The 15,351-nt window shown below is 63.8% G+C and carries 16 protein-coding genes; 12 read left to right on the forward strand and 4 right to left on the reverse strand.

Annotation, left to right across the window (positions count from 1 at the left end):
- Positions 1-30: 30 nt before the first annotated feature.
- The 5 genes from CEJ42_RS06205 (at position 31) to CEJ42_RS06225 (ending at position 4,686) form a co-directional block, all read left to right on the forward strand.
- Positions 31-1,014 (forward strand): YncE family protein, encoded by a 984-nt coding sequence (locus CEJ42_RS06205; RefSeq protein WP_079214273.1) that lies wholly within the window; start codon positions 31-33, stop codon positions 1,012-1,014.
- 6 nt (positions 1,015-1,020) lie between these two features.
- Positions 1,021-1,848 carry a polysaccharide deacetylase family protein gene (locus CEJ42_RS06210; protein WP_088750379.1) on the forward strand — a complete coding sequence of 276 codons (828 nt, stop codon included), beginning with the start codon at positions 1,021-1,023 and terminating at the stop codon, positions 1,846-1,848.
- Between the two features lie 78 nt (positions 1,849-1,926).
- Positions 1,927-2,913 (forward strand): sterol desaturase family protein, encoded by a 987-nt coding sequence (locus CEJ42_RS06215; protein WP_088750380.1) that lies wholly within the window; start codon positions 1,927-1,929, stop codon positions 2,911-2,913.
- A complete protein-coding gene (locus CEJ42_RS06220) occupies positions 2,913-3,782 on the forward strand; it encodes an EI24 domain-containing protein (RefSeq protein ID WP_079214276.1) in 870 nt (289 codons plus the stop codon). The genes CEJ42_RS06215 and CEJ42_RS06220 overlap by 1 nt, the downstream gene beginning before the upstream one ends.
- 97 nt (positions 3,783-3,879) lie before the next feature.
- Complete coding sequence (locus CEJ42_RS06225) at positions 3,880-4,686, forward strand: competence/damage-inducible protein A (RefSeq protein WP_079214277.1); 807 nt, start codon at positions 3,880-3,882, stop codon at positions 4,684-4,686.
- A gap of 422 nt (positions 4,687-5,108) precedes the next feature.
- On the opposite strand, the gene CEJ42_RS06230 is transcribed toward CEJ42_RS06225, so the two are convergent.
- Together CEJ42_RS06230 and CEJ42_RS24965 are read right to left on the reverse strand one after the other, a co-directional pair.
- Complete coding sequence (locus CEJ42_RS06230) at positions 5,109-5,672, reverse strand: phasin family protein (protein ID WP_079214278.1); 564 nt, start codon at positions 5,670-5,672, stop codon at positions 5,109-5,111.
- Between the two features lie 216 nt (positions 5,673-5,888).
- Positions 5,889-6,221 carry a hypothetical protein gene (locus tag CEJ42_RS24965; protein WP_165774391.1) on the reverse strand — a complete coding sequence of 111 codons (333 nt, stop codon included), beginning with the start codon at positions 6,219-6,221 and terminating at the stop codon, positions 5,889-5,891.
- Here CEJ42_RS24965 and CEJ42_RS06235 point away from each other — a divergent pair.
- Together CEJ42_RS06235 and CEJ42_RS06240 are read left to right on the forward strand one after the other, a co-directional pair.
- Positions 6,159-7,007: a histone deacetylase family protein gene (locus CEJ42_RS06235; RefSeq protein ID WP_165774398.1), complete on the forward strand. Its 849-nt coding sequence runs from the start codon at positions 6,159-6,161 to the stop codon at positions 7,005-7,007. The genes CEJ42_RS24965 and CEJ42_RS06235 overlap by 63 nt on opposite strands.
- 41 nt (positions 7,008-7,048) lie before the next feature.
- Positions 7,049-7,948: a DMT family transporter gene (locus CEJ42_RS06240; protein WP_079214280.1), complete on the forward strand. Its 900-nt coding sequence runs from the start codon at positions 7,049-7,051 to the stop codon at positions 7,946-7,948.
- Between the two features lie 24 nt (positions 7,949-7,972).
- On the opposite strand, the gene CEJ42_RS06245 is transcribed toward CEJ42_RS06240, so the two are convergent.
- Positions 7,973-8,788, reverse strand: a complete 816-nt coding sequence (locus CEJ42_RS06245) for a helix-turn-helix transcriptional regulator (RefSeq protein WP_088750381.1) — start codon at positions 8,786-8,788, stop codon at positions 7,973-7,975.
- Positions 8,789-8,925: 137 nt separating this feature from the next.
- On the opposite strand from CEJ42_RS06245, the gene CEJ42_RS06250 reads away from it, so the two are divergent.
- The gene (locus CEJ42_RS06250) at positions 8,926-9,687 is read left to right on the forward strand and encodes a class I SAM-dependent methyltransferase (RefSeq protein WP_088750382.1); all 762 of its coding nucleotides are present in this window, start codon (positions 8,926-8,928) and stop codon (positions 9,685-9,687) included.
- A gap of 447 nt (positions 9,688-10,134) precedes the next feature.
- Positions 10,135-11,247: a D-alanyl-D-alanine endopeptidase gene (gene pbpG / locus CEJ42_RS06255; protein WP_079214283.1), complete on the forward strand. Its 1,113-nt coding sequence runs from the start codon at positions 10,135-10,137 to the stop codon at positions 11,245-11,247.
- Between the two features lie 114 nt (positions 11,248-11,361).
- On the opposite strand, the gene CEJ42_RS06260 is transcribed toward pbpG, so the two are convergent.
- The gene (locus CEJ42_RS06260; protein WP_079214284.1) at positions 11,362-12,147 is read right to left on the reverse strand and encodes an IclR family transcriptional regulator; all 786 of its coding nucleotides are present in this window, start codon (positions 12,145-12,147) and stop codon (positions 11,362-11,364) included.
- 376 nt (positions 12,148-12,523) lie between these two features.
- On the opposite strand from CEJ42_RS06260, the gene CEJ42_RS06265 reads away from it, so the two are divergent.
- The 3 genes from CEJ42_RS06265 to CEJ42_RS06275 all read left to right on the forward strand — a co-directional run bounded on the left by CEJ42_RS06265 (position 12,524) and on the right by CEJ42_RS06275 (position 15,335).
- Entirely contained in the window at positions 12,524-13,537 is a 1,014-nt protein-coding gene (locus tag CEJ42_RS06265) for a sulfate ABC transporter substrate-binding protein (protein ID WP_088750383.1), read from the forward strand.
- Between the two features lie 102 nt (positions 13,538-13,639).
- A complete protein-coding gene (gene ssuE / locus CEJ42_RS06270; protein WP_079214286.1) occupies positions 13,640-14,230 on the forward strand; it encodes an NADPH-dependent FMN reductase in 591 nt (196 codons plus the stop codon).
- Between the two features lie 118 nt (positions 14,231-14,348).
- Positions 14,349-15,335, forward strand: coding sequence for a sulfonate ABC transporter substrate-binding protein (locus tag CEJ42_RS06275; RefSeq protein ID WP_088750384.1), 987 nt, complete (start codon positions 14,349-14,351; stop codon positions 15,333-15,335).
- Positions 15,336-15,351: the final 16 nt, after the last annotated feature.

A 15,351-nucleotide genomic window follows, 5' to 3' on the forward strand; every position in this document is an offset into this window, starting at 1 on the left:
GAGAGCAGGCCCTTTTGTGTAAAGTTCGTCATGTTGCGTCGATTCAGTCAACTTTTTTCCGTTTCTCTCCGCGCAGCATGCGTATCGGCCGTCCTGGCAGCATCGGCCCAGGCCAACGTGGTGGTGGTGCTCAATTCCGGCGATGCCTCGGTGTCGCTGCTGGACCAGTCCAACCACAAGGAAATTTCCACGTTCTCGGTCGGCAAGGAGCCGCACCACCTGATGGCCACGCCGGACAACAAGTCCCTGATCGTGGCCAGCGCCACCGGCAACCAGTTGCTGTTCCTCGATCCCAAGACCGGTGAAGTCCAGCGCCGCCTGCGCGACATCATCGATCCCTACCAGATCGGCTTCACCCCCAACCAGAAGTGGTTCGTCGCCACCGGCCTGCGCCTGGACCGCGTCGACGTCTACAGCTACGACGGCACCGACCTCAAGTTGTCCAAGCGCATCCCGCTGGCCAGGACGCCCAGCCACATCGCCTTCGACAACGGCAGCACCACCGCCTTCATCACCCAGCAGGGCAGCGACCAGGTCAGCGCCATCGACCTGGCCACCCAGCAGGTGAAGTGGACCCTGCCGGTGGGCAAGCTGCCGGCCGGCATCATGATGACGCCCGACAACAAGTACCTGCTGGTGGGCATCATGGGCAGCGACTATGTGCAGGTCATCGACTGGCGCACCCAGAAGCTGGTCAAGCAGATCAAGACCGGCAACGGCGCCCACAACTTCCGCGCCCAGGGCGACAAGCGCTTCGTCTATGTTTCCAACCGCGTGGCCAACACCATCAGCGTGGTCGACATGCAGACGCTGGAGAACGTCGGAACCATCAAGGTGCCGGGCGGTCCGGACTGCATGGAAGTGACCGAGGACGGCAAGACCATGTGGGTGACGCTGCGCTGGATCAAGAAGGTGGCCGTGATCGACCTGGCCAGCCGCTCGGTCAGCAAGGTGATTCCGGTGGGCCGTTCGCCTCACGGCATCTATCTCTACAACCGCGCTCCCGACGTCTGAGAGGCGATGAGCTACCGGCTTTCAAGCAAGCAACTTCGCGGCCTGACCCTGTGCGCCATTCTGGCGGCCGGTCAGGCCGCGGCGCAACCGGCGTCAGCGCCGTCATCACAGGCGCAGTGCAAGGGCACGATCTACCTGAGTTTCGACACCGGCAGCCAGTCCCAGGCCGAGCTGATCGAGCAGACGCTGCTGCGCCACCATATCAAGGCCACCTTCTTCCTGGCCAACGAGAAGACCATCCACGGCGACTATTCGCTCGATCCCGGCTGGCAGCCGCTGTGGAAACGCCTGGCTGAAGAAGGGCACGCCTTCGGCACCCACACCTTCGACCACGTCTACGTCGTGCGCGATTTGCCCGATGGCAAGATCGAGGTGCGTCCGCAGTTCGGCGCGCAGGCCGGCAGCAAGCAGCAGTGGACGCCGGCGCAATACTGCGAGGAAATGACGCGCGTGGACAAGCGTTTCCAGGAGCTGACCGGGCGCAAGCTCGACCCGCTGTGGCGCGCTCCCGGCGGCAAGCTGACGCCCAACCTGCTCAAGGCCGGCGAGGCCTGCGGTTATGCCCACGTGGCCTGGGCGCCGGCGGGTTTTTCGGGCGACGAGCTGCCCAGTGATAAATTCCCCAATGACGCATTGCTGAAGAAGGCGCTGAACGGCCTGAAGGACGGCGACATTTTCCTCGCGCACATGGGCATCTGGTCGCGCAAGGACCCATGGGCGCCGGCGGTGCTGGAGCCGTTGATCAGCGGACTGGAGCAGAAGGGCTTCTGCTTCGCCACCTTGCGCGAGCATCCGGCTTACCGGCATTTGTTTGCCGGCGCCAAGGAACGCTGAAGAGCGACACCAGTCGAAGCGGGGCGGCCGTCGCCGGAGGGGCGGGGCCGTGAGCAAGACCAGAACAAGATTTGACCCATGATCCAGACCATTTCCGACCTCTTTGCCGCCGTCCAGGGCTGGCTGTTCGAAACCATCGTGCAGCCGCTGGTGTTTTTCATCGGCATGGGGGAGTTCATCGAAGAAGCCTTCACCGGTACCGAATGGGTGCTGGTGGGCCTGTGCGAGCTGGTGATCCTGTTCATCATCCTGCGTCCGCTGGAGGCGATGATCCCGGTCCACCGTTTTACCGACCCGCGCGCGCGCTGGAACGATTTCATCTACACCGTGCTGCAGCGGCTGGGCGTGATTCCCATCCTGGCCTTCCTGCTGCTCGACCCGGCGCTGTCTTACGTGCTGGAGGCGCTGCACCTCGAAGGCTGGGGCACCTGGAACCTCGACCAGGTCTGGCCGGGCGTGACCGATCTGGCGCTGGTCAGCTTCTTCCTCTACCTGGTGGTGCTGGACCTGTGCGAATACTGGTACCACTGGGCCCAGCACAACGTGCGCTGGATGTGGGCGCTGCACAGCCTGCACCACAGCCAGGAAAACATGAACCTGTGGAGCGACGACCGCAACCACGTGCTGGACGACCTGGTGCACGACATGTTCCTGGGCCTGGTGGCGATCCTGATCGGCGTCGAGCCCTCGCAATACATCCTCTTGGTCTCGCTGTCGCGCATGCTGCAAAGCCTGCAGCACGCCAACGTGCGCATCCACTTCGGCCGCATCGGCGAATACCTGCTGGTGTCGCCGCGCTTCCACCGCACCCACCACGCCATCGGCATCGGCCATGAGAGCCGCGGCCGCAACTCGCTGGGCGGGCACAACTTCGCGGTGCTGTTCCCGGTCTGGGACGTGCTGTTTCGCACCGCCCACTTCAGCCAGGGCTTCGCCATGACCGGCGTGCGCGACCAGCTGCCGCCGCCGGCCGGAAAGGGCCGCGACTACGGCCGCGGGTTCTGGATGCAGCAGTGGCTGGGCCTCAAGCGCCTGGTCGAGTTCACCCGCAGGAAGCCGCGCTGATGCGCCTGTTCCTGGCCTCCTTCGGACGTGCGCTGCTGTCGCAGCTGCATGTGCGCATGCTGTTGCTGACGTTGCTGCCGTTCGTGTTCTCGGTCGGCATCTGGGCGATCTGCCTGTGGCTGGGACTGCAGCCGATGATCGACTGGCTGCAGGACTATTTCATCGTCCACAGCGTGTTCGGCATTGCCGGCACGGTGCTCGGCTGGTTCGGCATGGGCGCGCTCAAGACCGTGATCGTGCCGATGCTGGCGATGTGGGCGCTGCTGCCGCTGATGATCCTGACGGCGCTGGTGTTCGTCGGCCTGTTCACCATTCCCGCCGTCGCCCGCCATATCGGCGCGCGCCACTATCCGATGCTGGCCAAGCGCCACGGCGGCAGCGTCTGGGGCAGCCTGTGGACCTCGCTGTGGTGCTTCGGCGTCTTTACCGTGCTGTGGCTCGCCACGCTGCCGGTGTCGCTGATTCCACCGCTGAGCTTCATCGTCCACCCGCTGCTGTGGGGCTGGCTGACCTATCGCGTGATGGCGTATGACACCCTGGCCGACTACGCCAGCCCGGAGGAACGGCGCATCGTGCTGCGCCTGCACCGCTGGCCGTTGCTGGCGATCGGCACCATCGCCGGCGCCATGGGCGCGGCGCCGACGCTGCTGTGGCTGGGCGGGGCCTTGTCGGTGATCTTCTTCCCGGTGCTGGCCGCCGGCGCGATCTGGCTCTACGTGCTGGTGTTTGTGTTCACCGGGCTGTGGTTCCAGTACTACTGCCTCGAAGCGCTGCTGCGCCACCGCAGCGGGCAGCCGCCCGATGCGCCGATGCCGGGCGATGCGTCCCTGAAGCCGGCAACGGATGTGATCGACGCCGGACCGCGCTGAGCCCGGCATTTGCATTCATCCCGCAATCGTCGGCGGGGCAGGGGGGAATCGGGCATAATCCCCAGAGTTTGACCAACCCTTTTGGCAGAGCAGACTCATGGCATTCGGACTCATCATCATCGGCGACGAGATCCTCTCCGGTCGCCGCATCGACAAGCATTTTCCCAAGGTGCTCGAACTCCTGTCGCAACGCGGCCTGCAGCTTTCGTGGGCGCACTACCTGGGCGACGAACCCGAGCAGATCACGGCCACCTTGAAGCGTACGCTGTCGGGCGGCGACATCGTCTTCTGCACCGGCGGCATCGGCGCCACGCCGGACGACCATACGCGCCAGTGCGCGGCGGCCGCGCTGGGCGTGCCGCTGGCCCTGCACCCGGAAGCGAAGGAAAAGATCCGCGAGCGCATCGCCGATACCTCGCGCGAAGCCGGCATCGAACCCAACTACGATGCGCCGGAAAACCTGCATCGCCTGAAGATGGGCGAATTCCCCCAGGGCGCCTCCATCATCCCCAATCCCTATAACAAGATTCCCGGTTTCTCCGTGCGCAACACCAGCGGCGAGGGCGCGCATTATTTTGCGCCGGGTTTCCCGGTGATGGCCTGGCCGATGTTCGAGTGGGTGCTGGAGACCAATTACAGCGAACTCTTCCATCGTCGCGCCTGGGCGGAAAGGTCGATGCTGGTGTTCGAGGCGGCGGAATCGACGCTGACGCCGCTGATGGAGCTGATCGAGGCCGAATTCCCGCTGGTGAAGGTGTTCAGCCTGCCGCATGTGGGCGACGAGAAGACGCGCCGCCACATCGACCTGGGCGTGAAGGGTGATCCGGACCAGGTCGGCCCGGCCTTCGAGAAGATGCAGGAAGGCCTGCGCCAGCTGAAGGCGGAATTCCAGATCAACGGCTGAGCCGGCCGCCGCCGGCGCTGCGCCGGCTTGATGCCGGATAAAAAAATGCCTCGGCGTTGCCGAGGCATTTAACGGTATCGTAGGAGGAGTCGGATACCGAGGAGACAATCTTTTCACGCAGGCCCGCAGTCACGGGCAATGGCTGACACTGCCATTGCCGGATGCGCGGCAATGCATGCGGAATCGATTGGTTTGCCGTTCAGGCCATCCCCTGGCCGCGGCGTGCGGCGGCTGCACAAGCGATGAGGTTCATCGCGGCGCCGCTGCAAAAATCATGAAAACTCAAACGGGATCGCTGGCGACGAAGCAGAAAAAGCGAACCGGGTGAAACTTCATCATAGACAAAAATTTCGGACCCGGCTCGCATTTTTGATGCAACAGCACAAACACGGTGTTTTAGCACCACCGTGCGTTGCCGCCGGTTATTTCCGGGCGGCCTTGGTGACCTTGGTCGAGGCCTGCGAAAGCTGGTCGACGGCATTGGTCACATTGGCTTCCAGCACTTCGGCGGCCTGCTTGGCGCTCTTGGTGAATTGCTCGTAGCCGGCGTTGAGGTTGCCGAAGGTCGACTTCAGCAGCGAAATGGCCTGCTCGGAGCCGGCGGGAGCGTTCTTGGAGGCTTCGTCGATCATCGAGATCACCTTGCGGTTGACTTCGGCGATCTGGGCTTCGGCGGTCTTGGTCAGTTCGGCCTGGGTGCTGGAGAAGATGCCGCTGAGGTGGCGGCCGTAGGCCACGGACTTTTCCAGCGCCGGCTGGGCCTGGGCCGAGGTCAGCGAGAAGAATTCCTGCGGGTCCTTGGCGGAAAACAGCTTCTGCGCAGCGGCATGGCTTTCTTCCAGCGAAGACTTGGCAGCCTTCAGGTTCAGGTCGACCAGTTTTTCCACGCCTTCAAAGGTCTTGCTGGCCAGCTGGCTGAACAGCGCGATCTGGGCTTCAGCGTTGGCCTTGGCTGCGGCGGAAAATTGCTCGGTGTAGGTCGTCATGTTGAAACATCCTTTGCTTTGATAGGTTGATGAACAAGGACTGTGACTACGGGTGATTGCTTACGGGCCGATCTGAACTGATGAGGGGATCTCCGATGTAATTTCTTATTGGAATATGATGCGTTGCACAAAACGATTCTAGTTTAAAAAGACATAAAGTCAATGGTTTCCATGCCATGAGAAGCGTAATTTTTAATGCAAGCTGACTCATGTTGCTTAAGTGGTGTTACCACTGGTGATCAAAGTCGAATTAGTTTGAAACCAGCTTGTGCTCAGGCTTGAAAAGTTACGTAACTGATCTTGAGTTTCTGCTCGCCGGGCAAGCAAACGTTCCGTTTTCACGATGCTGATATCCTGCGTCGCATCATCGCCGCGGGCATCGTTCCCCGGCGCGTCGTCCGAACATTGCCTTATTGAAAGTCCAGATTGAAAGCCTTTTACAGCGACCATTTCGTGCTGCCGCTGCCGCCCGGCCACCGTTTTCCGATGATCAAATACCGCATGATCCGCGAGGGCGCGGCTGCGGCCGTAGCCGGCCTGGATTTTCATGAGGCGATGCCGGCTTCGGACGGCGAGCTGGCGCTGGCGCATCATCCCGGCTACATCGCGCGCGCCGCCGCCGGCGAACTGAGCGCCGCCGAGCAGCGCGAGATCGGCTTTCCCTGGACGCCGCAGATGATAGAGCGCTCGCGCCGTTCTTCGGGCGCCACCATCGCCGCCTGTCGCGCCGCCTTCAGTGAGGGCGTGGCGGTCAACCTGGCCGGCGGCACCCATCATGCCTATGCCGACCGGGGCGCGGGTTTTTGCGTCTTCAACGACTCGGCGATCGCCGCCCGGCTGATGCAGGCCGAGCGCCGCGCATCGCGCGTGGCCATCGTCGACCTCGACGTGCACCAGGGCAACGGCACGGCCTCGATCCTGGCGCGGGACGATTCGGTCTTCACGCTGTCGCTGCACGGCGAGAACAACTATCCCTTCGAAAAGGAACGCAGCGACCTCGACGTGGCGTTGCCCGACGGCGTGGGAGATGAGGCATACCTGGCGGCGTTGCAGGATGCGCTGGCCACGCTGCAGGCGCGCTTCGCGCCGCAGCTGCTGATCTTTCTGGCCGGCGCCGACCCGCACGAAGGCGACCGGCTGGGCAAGATGAAGCTGAGTATGCAAGGCCTGGCCGCGCGCGACCAGGCGGTTTTCTCCTTCGCCCGCCTGCACAAAATCCCGGTTGCGGTTACGATGGCGGGCGGCTACGGACGGGACATCGAACAGACCGTCGCCGTCCACATACAAACGATAAGACTGGCCAGCCTCCACGCCGCAGGCTGGAACAACAATTAGATGACCTGGCCGCCGCGCGCGGCCGACCCCTGGAAGAAGAAATGATGCAATCCGCCGCCGGCAGCAGCCGGCAACGCCAGCTCATGGTGAGCCTGGTTCCCTTCGTGTTTGTGCTGATCTGGAGCACCGGCTTCATCGTCGCCAAGTTCGGTCTGCCGTACGCGCCGCCGCTGACCTTCCTGCTGCTGCGTTTCGCCGGCGTGCTGGTGGTGCTGCTGCCGCTGGTGCTGCTGTTTCGCGCGCCGTGGCCGCACGGCCGGATCCGCCATGTGGCGGTGGCCGGCGTGTTGCTGCAGGCGGGATACCTGGCCGGCGTGTGGTGCGCCATCAAGATCGGCATGCCGGCCGGCCTGTCGGCGCTGATCGTCGGCCTGCAGCCCATCCTCACCGCCTTCGCCGCGCCGCTCCTGGGCGAATCGGTGCGCGGCAGGCAATGGCTGGGTTTGCTGCTGGGCCTGTGCGGCGTGGGGCTGGTGGTGGCCAACAAGATTTCGCTGATCGGTCTGTCGACGGCCAGCATCGCGCTGTGCGTGTTCGCGCTGTTGTGCATCACCGCCGGCACGCTTTACCAGAAACGCTATTGCGCCCATTTCGATTTGCGCACCGGCACCGTGATCCAGTTCCTGGCCTCGGCGATCGTGGTGCTGCCGTTCGCGGTCGCCATCGAGGGGCTGGACTGGAAGCTCAGCCATGTGTCGTGGACGCCGCAGTTCGTCGGCGCCTTGCTGTGGTCGGTGCTGGCGCTGTCGATCGGCGCCATCTTCCTGCTGTTCGCGCTCATTCGCAGGAGCGCCGCCACCAGCGTCACCAGCCTGTTGTACCTGACGCCGCCGACCACCGCGGTGATGGCGTGGCTGATGTTCGGCGAGGCCTTCAGTCTGATCGGCGCGTTGGGCATGCTGATCGGCGTGATCGGCGTGGCTTTCGTGGTGCGCAAGTAGGCTTGTCCTTCACCAGCCAGTCCTTCAATCCTCGTCGCCGTTCGTATCCGGCATCAGCGTGACCAGCTTCAGGTCGGGCCGGTTGGCGACGCGGAAATTCACCTGGCGATAGCGCAGCTCGCCCAGCTGCGGATGACGGAAGCGGCGCTCGCCGCCTTCGCGTTCGACCACATCCTGCAGTCGCCACGCGCGCTTGAAGAGCGCATTGCGCGCCGACAGTTCTTCCACCATCGACGCCACCTGCGGATCGTCCAGCAGCTGCGCGCAATCGGCGCGAAACTCGGCCACCACGCGCCGCGCGCGCTGCTCCCAATCCACCGTCAGCGCTTGCGCCTCTTCCGTGCAGAACATGAAGTCGAGCAGGTTGCGGCTGGCCGCGCGCGCATCCAGCCAGCCGCCGAAGAGCTTGCGCGCGGCCGTGTTCCAGGCCACCGCATTCCAGTAGCGATCCATCAGGTAGGCAGGGGCGCGGAAGTTGCGCACCACCTCCAGTATCTCGGGCGCGATCGCCGACTCCTCGTCGTGCTCCGGCAGCACCGGATCCTTCTTGCCCGCCAGTTCGAACAGGTAGGCGCGCTTGGCGCGCGGCAGGTGCAGCGCCTCGGCGATGCGCGAGAGCGCCTGCGGCGAGACCGAGTCGGTGCGGCCCTGTTCTATCCAGGTGTACCAGGTCACGCTGATGCCGCACAACTGCGCGACTTCTTCGCGCCGCAGCCCGGGCGTGCGGCGCCGGCCGCCCAGCGCGAGGTGCGGCAGGCCGGCCTGGGATGGCGGCGTCTGCTCGCGCTGGGTCTTGATGAATTCGCCGAGGGCGCGGCGGCGGGCGAGATCGGTGTCCATGGGGAAGGGGAGTTGAGGTCGTTGGCTGTTGCTTTGGGTAATAGTATAAATGGCTAACTTGTAACAGGATAAAAAAACGCTAGACTGGGCTTCCTCATCCCTTCGTTTCACCTCACAACAACAGGAGCCAAAGCAAAATGCGCAGCCACCAACAGGTCGTGACAGAACAATTCGGAACCACCGCCGCCGCCTACCTCACCAGCGCCGTCCATGCGCAGGGCGAGGACTTGCAGGAGCTGGCGCAAATCGCCGCGTCCATTCCCGAGGCGCGCGTACTGGACCTGGGGTGCGGCGGCGGCCATGCCAGTTTCGCGGTGGCGCCGGTGGTGCAGAAAGTGATCGCCTACGACCTGTCGGCGCAGATGCTCGATGTGGTCGCCACCGCGGCCAGGGAGCGCGGCTTCGACAACCTGGTCGTGCGCCAGGGCAGCGCGGACAAGCTGGACTTCCCCGACGCCAGTTTCGACCTGGTGTGCACCCGCTTCAGCGTGCATCATTGGCGCAACGTGCCGCAGGCCTTGCGCGAGGTGCTGCGCGTGCTCAAGCCGGGCGGCCGCTTCATCGCCATCGACACGGCGGCGCCGGCCGACGTGCTGGCTGACACCTATGTGCAGGCCATCGAGCTCCTGCGCGACACCTCGCACGTGCGCAACATCAGCCTGAACTCCTGGCGCAAGCTGCTGGCGCAGGCCGGCTTTTCCATCGCCGCCGACAAGACCTGGAAGCTGCGCCTGGAGTTCGACTCCTGGGTTGCGCGCATGCGCACGCCGGGCGACAACATCACGGCGATCAAGGCGCTGTGGAACAGCGCGCCGCAGGAGGTGAAGGAGTACTTTGCGCTGGACGACAAGTACTCCTTCTCCATCGACGTGGCCATGCTCGACGCCCGCAAGGCCTGAGCGCCCGCCGCGGTCGCATCAGGATTTCCCTCCTCAGGATTTTCCCGTCAACGGCGCGCGCCCTCGCGCCGTTATCCTCTCCAATTCCCACGCATTGCCGCACCGCGCAGGGGATTTCCCAAAAGCATGCATCTGGCCCGGATATTCGCCTCTGTTATATCAATGGCGATGCCGGGCGCGTGTTTAGACTCGCTGGTATCATGCGTTGGGTTTTTGTGTTGGAGCCGGCCGGGAGGGCCGGCGGCAAATAGATGTGAATCAAGCAATAAATCGCCGTTTACATAATAAAAATACGAAGCCGCTCGGGGGAGCGGGGCAGGGCGCCAAGTAGAAAGTCGTTTAATTAAGCGCGCTAACTACTTAATTCTCTTGCGAAATTTCTGCTTTTTGCTACACTGCCAACGTTTCTCTTATGTACTATCCGGGTTAAATGGGGGAGATCCACCTATGATCAAATCAGCGCTGGCCATCTTTACAACGCTACTATTCATCCACGCTGGTTTGGCGCCCGCCAACGCCCAGACGACCACGACCGCCAAAAAGACCATCGTCAAGAAGCCGGTTGCCAAGAAAGTCGTCGCCAAGCGTACCGTCACCACCACCAAGACCGTTGCCCGCGGATCGCTGAACAATCGCGAGAAGCTGGTGCGCAAGGTCTCCGTGGTCAAGGGCAAGCGTCATGTGAGCTACCAGCGCGTCTCCGCCGCGCCGTCCGTGTCGCCGGTGCCGCCGGTCATGACCGCGGGCGATATCGCCGGCCTGAACATGACCCCGGATCCGTTGGCGCTGCGCTCCAATGTCGCGCTGGTGGTCGACCCGGCCAACTCCCAGGTCCTGTTTGAAAAGAATTCCGCCGTGGCCTTGCCCATCGCCTCCGTCACCAAGCTGATGACCGCGCTGGTGGTGGTGGAAGCGCGCATGAACATGGAAGAGACGCTGACCGTCACCGACGACGACGTCGACCGCGAGAAGCACAGCAGCTCGCGCCTGCGCGTAGGCGCCACGCTGTCGCGCGACGACATGCTGCACATCGCGCTGATGAGCTCGGAAAACCGCGCCGCCTCCGCGCTGGGCCGCAACTATCCGGGCGGCCTGCCGGCCTTCGTCGCCGCGATGAACGCCAAGGCGCGCTCGCTGGGCATGATGGAAACCCACTACGTCGATTCGACCGGCCTGTCCAGCCAGAACGTCGCCAGCGCGCGCGACCTGGCCAAGCTGGTGGTGGCGGCCTACAACTACCCGATCATCCGCCAGTACTCGACCGATCCGAAGTACATGGTCGAACCCAGCGGCCACGCCTTGCAGTACAACAGCTCCAACCGTCTGACCTCCAACAAGGAGTGGGACATCGGCCTGCAGAAGACCGGCTTCATCAACGAAGCGGGCCACTGCCTGGTGATGTACACCCGCATCGAAGGCCGTCCGGTGGTGATGGTGTTCCTGGATTCCAAGGGCCGCCTGTCGCACGTGGGCGATGCCACCCGCATGCGCAAGTGGCTGGTCGAAGACCAGCCCAAGAACCTGACCCGCGTGAAGATGGTGCGCGCCGATCAGGGCTGATCGCGCAGGCATCCGCCACAATGAAAAAAGCGAACCTTCGGGTTCGCTTTTTTTATGTCCGCGCGGGACGCCTGACGTGCGACGCCGCTGCGCGGCGCGTGCGCGGACCGTCGCTCAGGCCCGGCCGCGGTCGAATCCCAATGCAGAGGAAATCTGGTTGGCGGTGCTGACCAGGTCTTCCACCCATTCTTCCTGCAGGCGATCGGCCGGCGCCGAGATCGACAGGCCGGCCACCAGCTTGCCGCTGTCGTCGCAGATGCCGGCGGCCATGCAGCGCACGCCCAGTTCCAGCTCTTCGTTGTCGCGCGCGTAGCCCAGGGCGCGCACCATGGAAAGTTCGCGCTCCAGCTTGGTCAGGTCGGTGATGGAGTTCTTGTTGTGGCCCGCCAGTCCGGTGCGGGTGGCATAGGCGCGCACCGCCTTGGGGTCGTCCACGGAGAGGAACAGCTTGCCGGTGGAGGTCAGGTGCAGCGGCGCGCGGCCGCCGATGGCGCGCACCACCTGCATGCCCGAACGTTCGGAGAAGGAGCGGTCGATATAGACGATCTCGTCGGCCTGGCGCACCGACAGGTTGATGGTCTGGTGGGTCTTGCGATGCAGGGCGCGCATGAAGTCCAGCGCGGCCTCGCGCACCGACAGGCGGCTCTTGACGATGTTGCCCAGCTCCAGCAGGCGCATGCCCAGGCGATAGGTGCCGGGCTCCACGCGGTCGACAAAACGCTTGACCACCAGGTCGTTGAGGATGCGGTGGGCGGTGGAGGGATGCAGGTCGGTCGCCGCGGACAGCTCTTTCAGGCTGACCGGGTCCGGGTAGGCGGCCAGGGCGTCGAGCAGCGACACCATGCGCTCGATGACCTGGATGGATATGTTTTCTGTCTCGCCTGCAGCTTCTTTTTTCATGGCGCGGCCTGGTGCATTGCAATAGCGGTGTTATACCACATTGTGAAAAGAAGAAAAAGTTCGACCGTGCTTTTTGTTCTGGCGAGTTCCTCCCGAGGGCCTTCGGTCCGACCAGCGCCGCCATGCGCGTATCGTCATCCCGATTTCAGCACGGCCGTAAGCGAAATCGCGGCGATCGTTGCCGTCCGGTCAATATGACTGCGGACGACGGCAATCTAGCTGATTGGTTATAAAGACGCGGCGCCTTATTCCATGCGCCTGATCTTGCATATCTGTTTTTCGCATAACCAGAGAAGAAAGTATTCGTTCTTTTTCGCAAGCATGCTCATTAACCTGTGTTCTCCAAAACAACAGAACACTCCTGGGAAGAACGGATATGCTGAAGAAGATCATCAAATCGGTCGCCGCCGCGCTGGTGCTGGCGCAAGCCGCCCACGTGGCCCACGCGGCCGATATTTCGCTGCTCAATGTCTCCTACGACCCGACGCGCGAACTCTACGCCGACTACAACAAGGCCTTCTCCAAGTACTGGAAGGAAAAGTCCGGCGACAACCTCACCATCAAGGCTTCGCACGGCGGTTCCGGCAAGCAGGGCCGCTCGGTGATCGACGGCATCGATGCCGACGTGGTCACCCTGGCGCTGGCCTACGACATCGACGAGATCTCCGAGAAGGCCAAGCTGCTGCCGGCCGACTGGCAAAAGCGCCTGCCGCACAACAGCTCGCCCTACACCTCGACCATCGTGTTCCTGGTGCGCAAGGGCAATCCCAAGCAGATCAAGGACTGGGACGATCTGATCAAGCCGGGCGTGTCCGTGATCACCCCCAACCCCAAGACCTCCGGCGGCGCACGTTGGAACTACCTGGCGGCCTGGGCCTACGGCCAGAAGAAGGGCGGCAATGAAGCCGACGCCCGCGACTACATCTCCAAGCTGTTCAAGAACGTGCCGGTGCTGGATTCCGGCGCGCGCGGCGCGACCATCACCTTCGTCGAGCGCGGCATCGGCGACGTCCTGCTGGCCTGGGAAAACGAAGCTCTGATCTCCCTGAAGGAATGGGGCCCGGACAAGTTCGACATCGTCGTGCCGTCCATCTCCATCCTGGCCGAACCGCCGGTGGCGCTGGTCGACAAGGTGGCGGACCGCCGCGGCACCCGCAAGGTGGCCGAGGAATACCTGAAGCACCTGTACTCGGATGAGGGGCAGGAAATCATCGCCAAGAACTACTACCGCCCGATCGATCCGAAGATCGCCGCCAAGTACGCCTCGCAGTTCCCCAAGGTGAACCTGGTGACCATCGACAAGGACTTCGGCGGCTGGCAAAAGGCCCAGAAGGCCCACTTCTCCGACGGCGGCAGCTTCGACCAGCTGTACGTGCCTAACAAGAAGTAATCGGTTCCAAGCCGCTCGGACCGGAATCAACGAGTTCCGGTCCGCAGCCAACCCAGGCAGGCGATGCGCGCCTGTTCCCAGAAGCAAACGAAGCAGACTGACATGACCATCCTGTTGCTGGCCGGCAGCCCCTCGGCGCCCTCCCGTTCCACCCGCCTGTTGAACCACGTCGGCGACAAGCTGGTTCAGCTCGGCCACCGTTATGCGCGCCTCGAAGTGCGCGACCTGCCGGGCCAGGCGATCCTGCGCGCCGACTGGAACGATGCCCAGATCAAGGCCGCGCTTTCCACCGTGGAAGAGGCCTCGGCCGTGGTGATCGCCACGCCCGTCTACAAGGCGGCCTACAGCGGCATCCTGAAAGCCTTCCTCGACCTGCTGCCGCAGTTCGGCCTGACCGACAAGCTGGTGCTGCCGCTGGCCACCGGCGGCAGCCAGTCGCACATGCTGGCGCTGGATTACGCGCTGCGCCCGGTGCTGTCTTCGCTCAACCCCAAGCACGTGCTGCCCAGCATCTACGCCACCGAGGCCCAGGTGACCTGGAGCGAAGAGGCCGGCCTGCAGCTCGATGCTCCCATCGCCGCCCGCGTGGAAGAAGGCGTGGCGCAGCTCTCCGCCAGCCTGCTGGCGCTGCACAAGGCGGCGCCGGAAGAGTTCCGCGAAGTGCCGTTCTCGCAGGTGCGCTGTAGCGTCTGAGCGTACGACCATTAGCTGATGCCTGATCGCCGGCCGCGCGCCGGCAAGCAAAGACCGACAAGACAACCGGCTGGTGCAGCGGAAGGCCCGCTGCACGCCAACGAAACGGAGAAGCAACGTGAATTCGCCCAAGCCAAACAAGAACAACACCCGCCGCCGCGCCGTCGCCGGCCTGTCCGCCATTGCGCTGGGCGCGCTGGCTGCGTTGACGATTGGCGTCGTCCCCACCGCCCAGGCGCAGGAAGCCAGGGTGCTGCGCATCGGTTACCAGAAAGCCGCCAACACGCTGGTGCTGCTCAAGGCGCACGGCGCGCTGGAAAAACGCCTGCAGCCGCTGGGCGTGGAAGTGAAATGGGCGGAATTCTCCGCCGGCCCGCAATTGCTGGAGGCCTTGAACGTCGGCTCGGTCGACTTCGGCTATGTCGGTGAAGCGCCGCCGGTGTTCGCGCAGGCTGCGGGCGCCGACTTCGTCTACACCGCCTATGAAATCCCGACCCCGGACGCCGAAGGCCTGCTGGTGCCGAAGAACTCGCCGCTCAACAGCGTGGCCGAGCTCAAGGGCAAGAAGGTCGCCTTCAACAAGGGCTCCGACGTGCACTGGCTGGTGGTCGCCCTGCTGAAGAAGGCCGGCCTGTCCTACAGCGACATCCAGCCGGTCTACCTGGCGCCGGCCGACGCCCGCGCGGCGTTCGAAAAGGGCGCCGTCGACGCCTGGGCGATCTGGGATCCGTTCCAGGCGGCGGCTGAAAAACAGATCGGCGCGCGTCGCCTGGCAAGCGGCGTGGGTGCGGTGAACCACCACCAGTTCTTCCTGAGCGCGCGTCCCTTCGCCGCCAAGAACCCGCAGGTCGAAAAGATCCTGCTGGAAGAAATCACCCGTGAAGGCCAGTGGGTGCGCGCCAATACCGCGCAAGCGGCGGCCCAGCTGGCGCCGATCCAGGGGCTGGACGCCGACATCATCGAAACCGGCTTGAAGCGTTACGCGCATGTCTACAAGCCGGTCGACGCCGGCGTGCTGGCCGAGCAGCAGAAGATCGCCGACGCCTTCTTCGAGCTCAAGCTGATCCCCAGGCAGCTCAAGGTCAGCGACGCCGTCCTGAAGTGACGGCATCGACGGCGGC

Source organism: Herbaspirillum robiniae (assembly GCF_002213415.1).
Lineage (GTDB): Bacteria > Pseudomonadota > Gammaproteobacteria > Burkholderiales > Burkholderiaceae_D > Herbaspirillum > Herbaspirillum robiniae.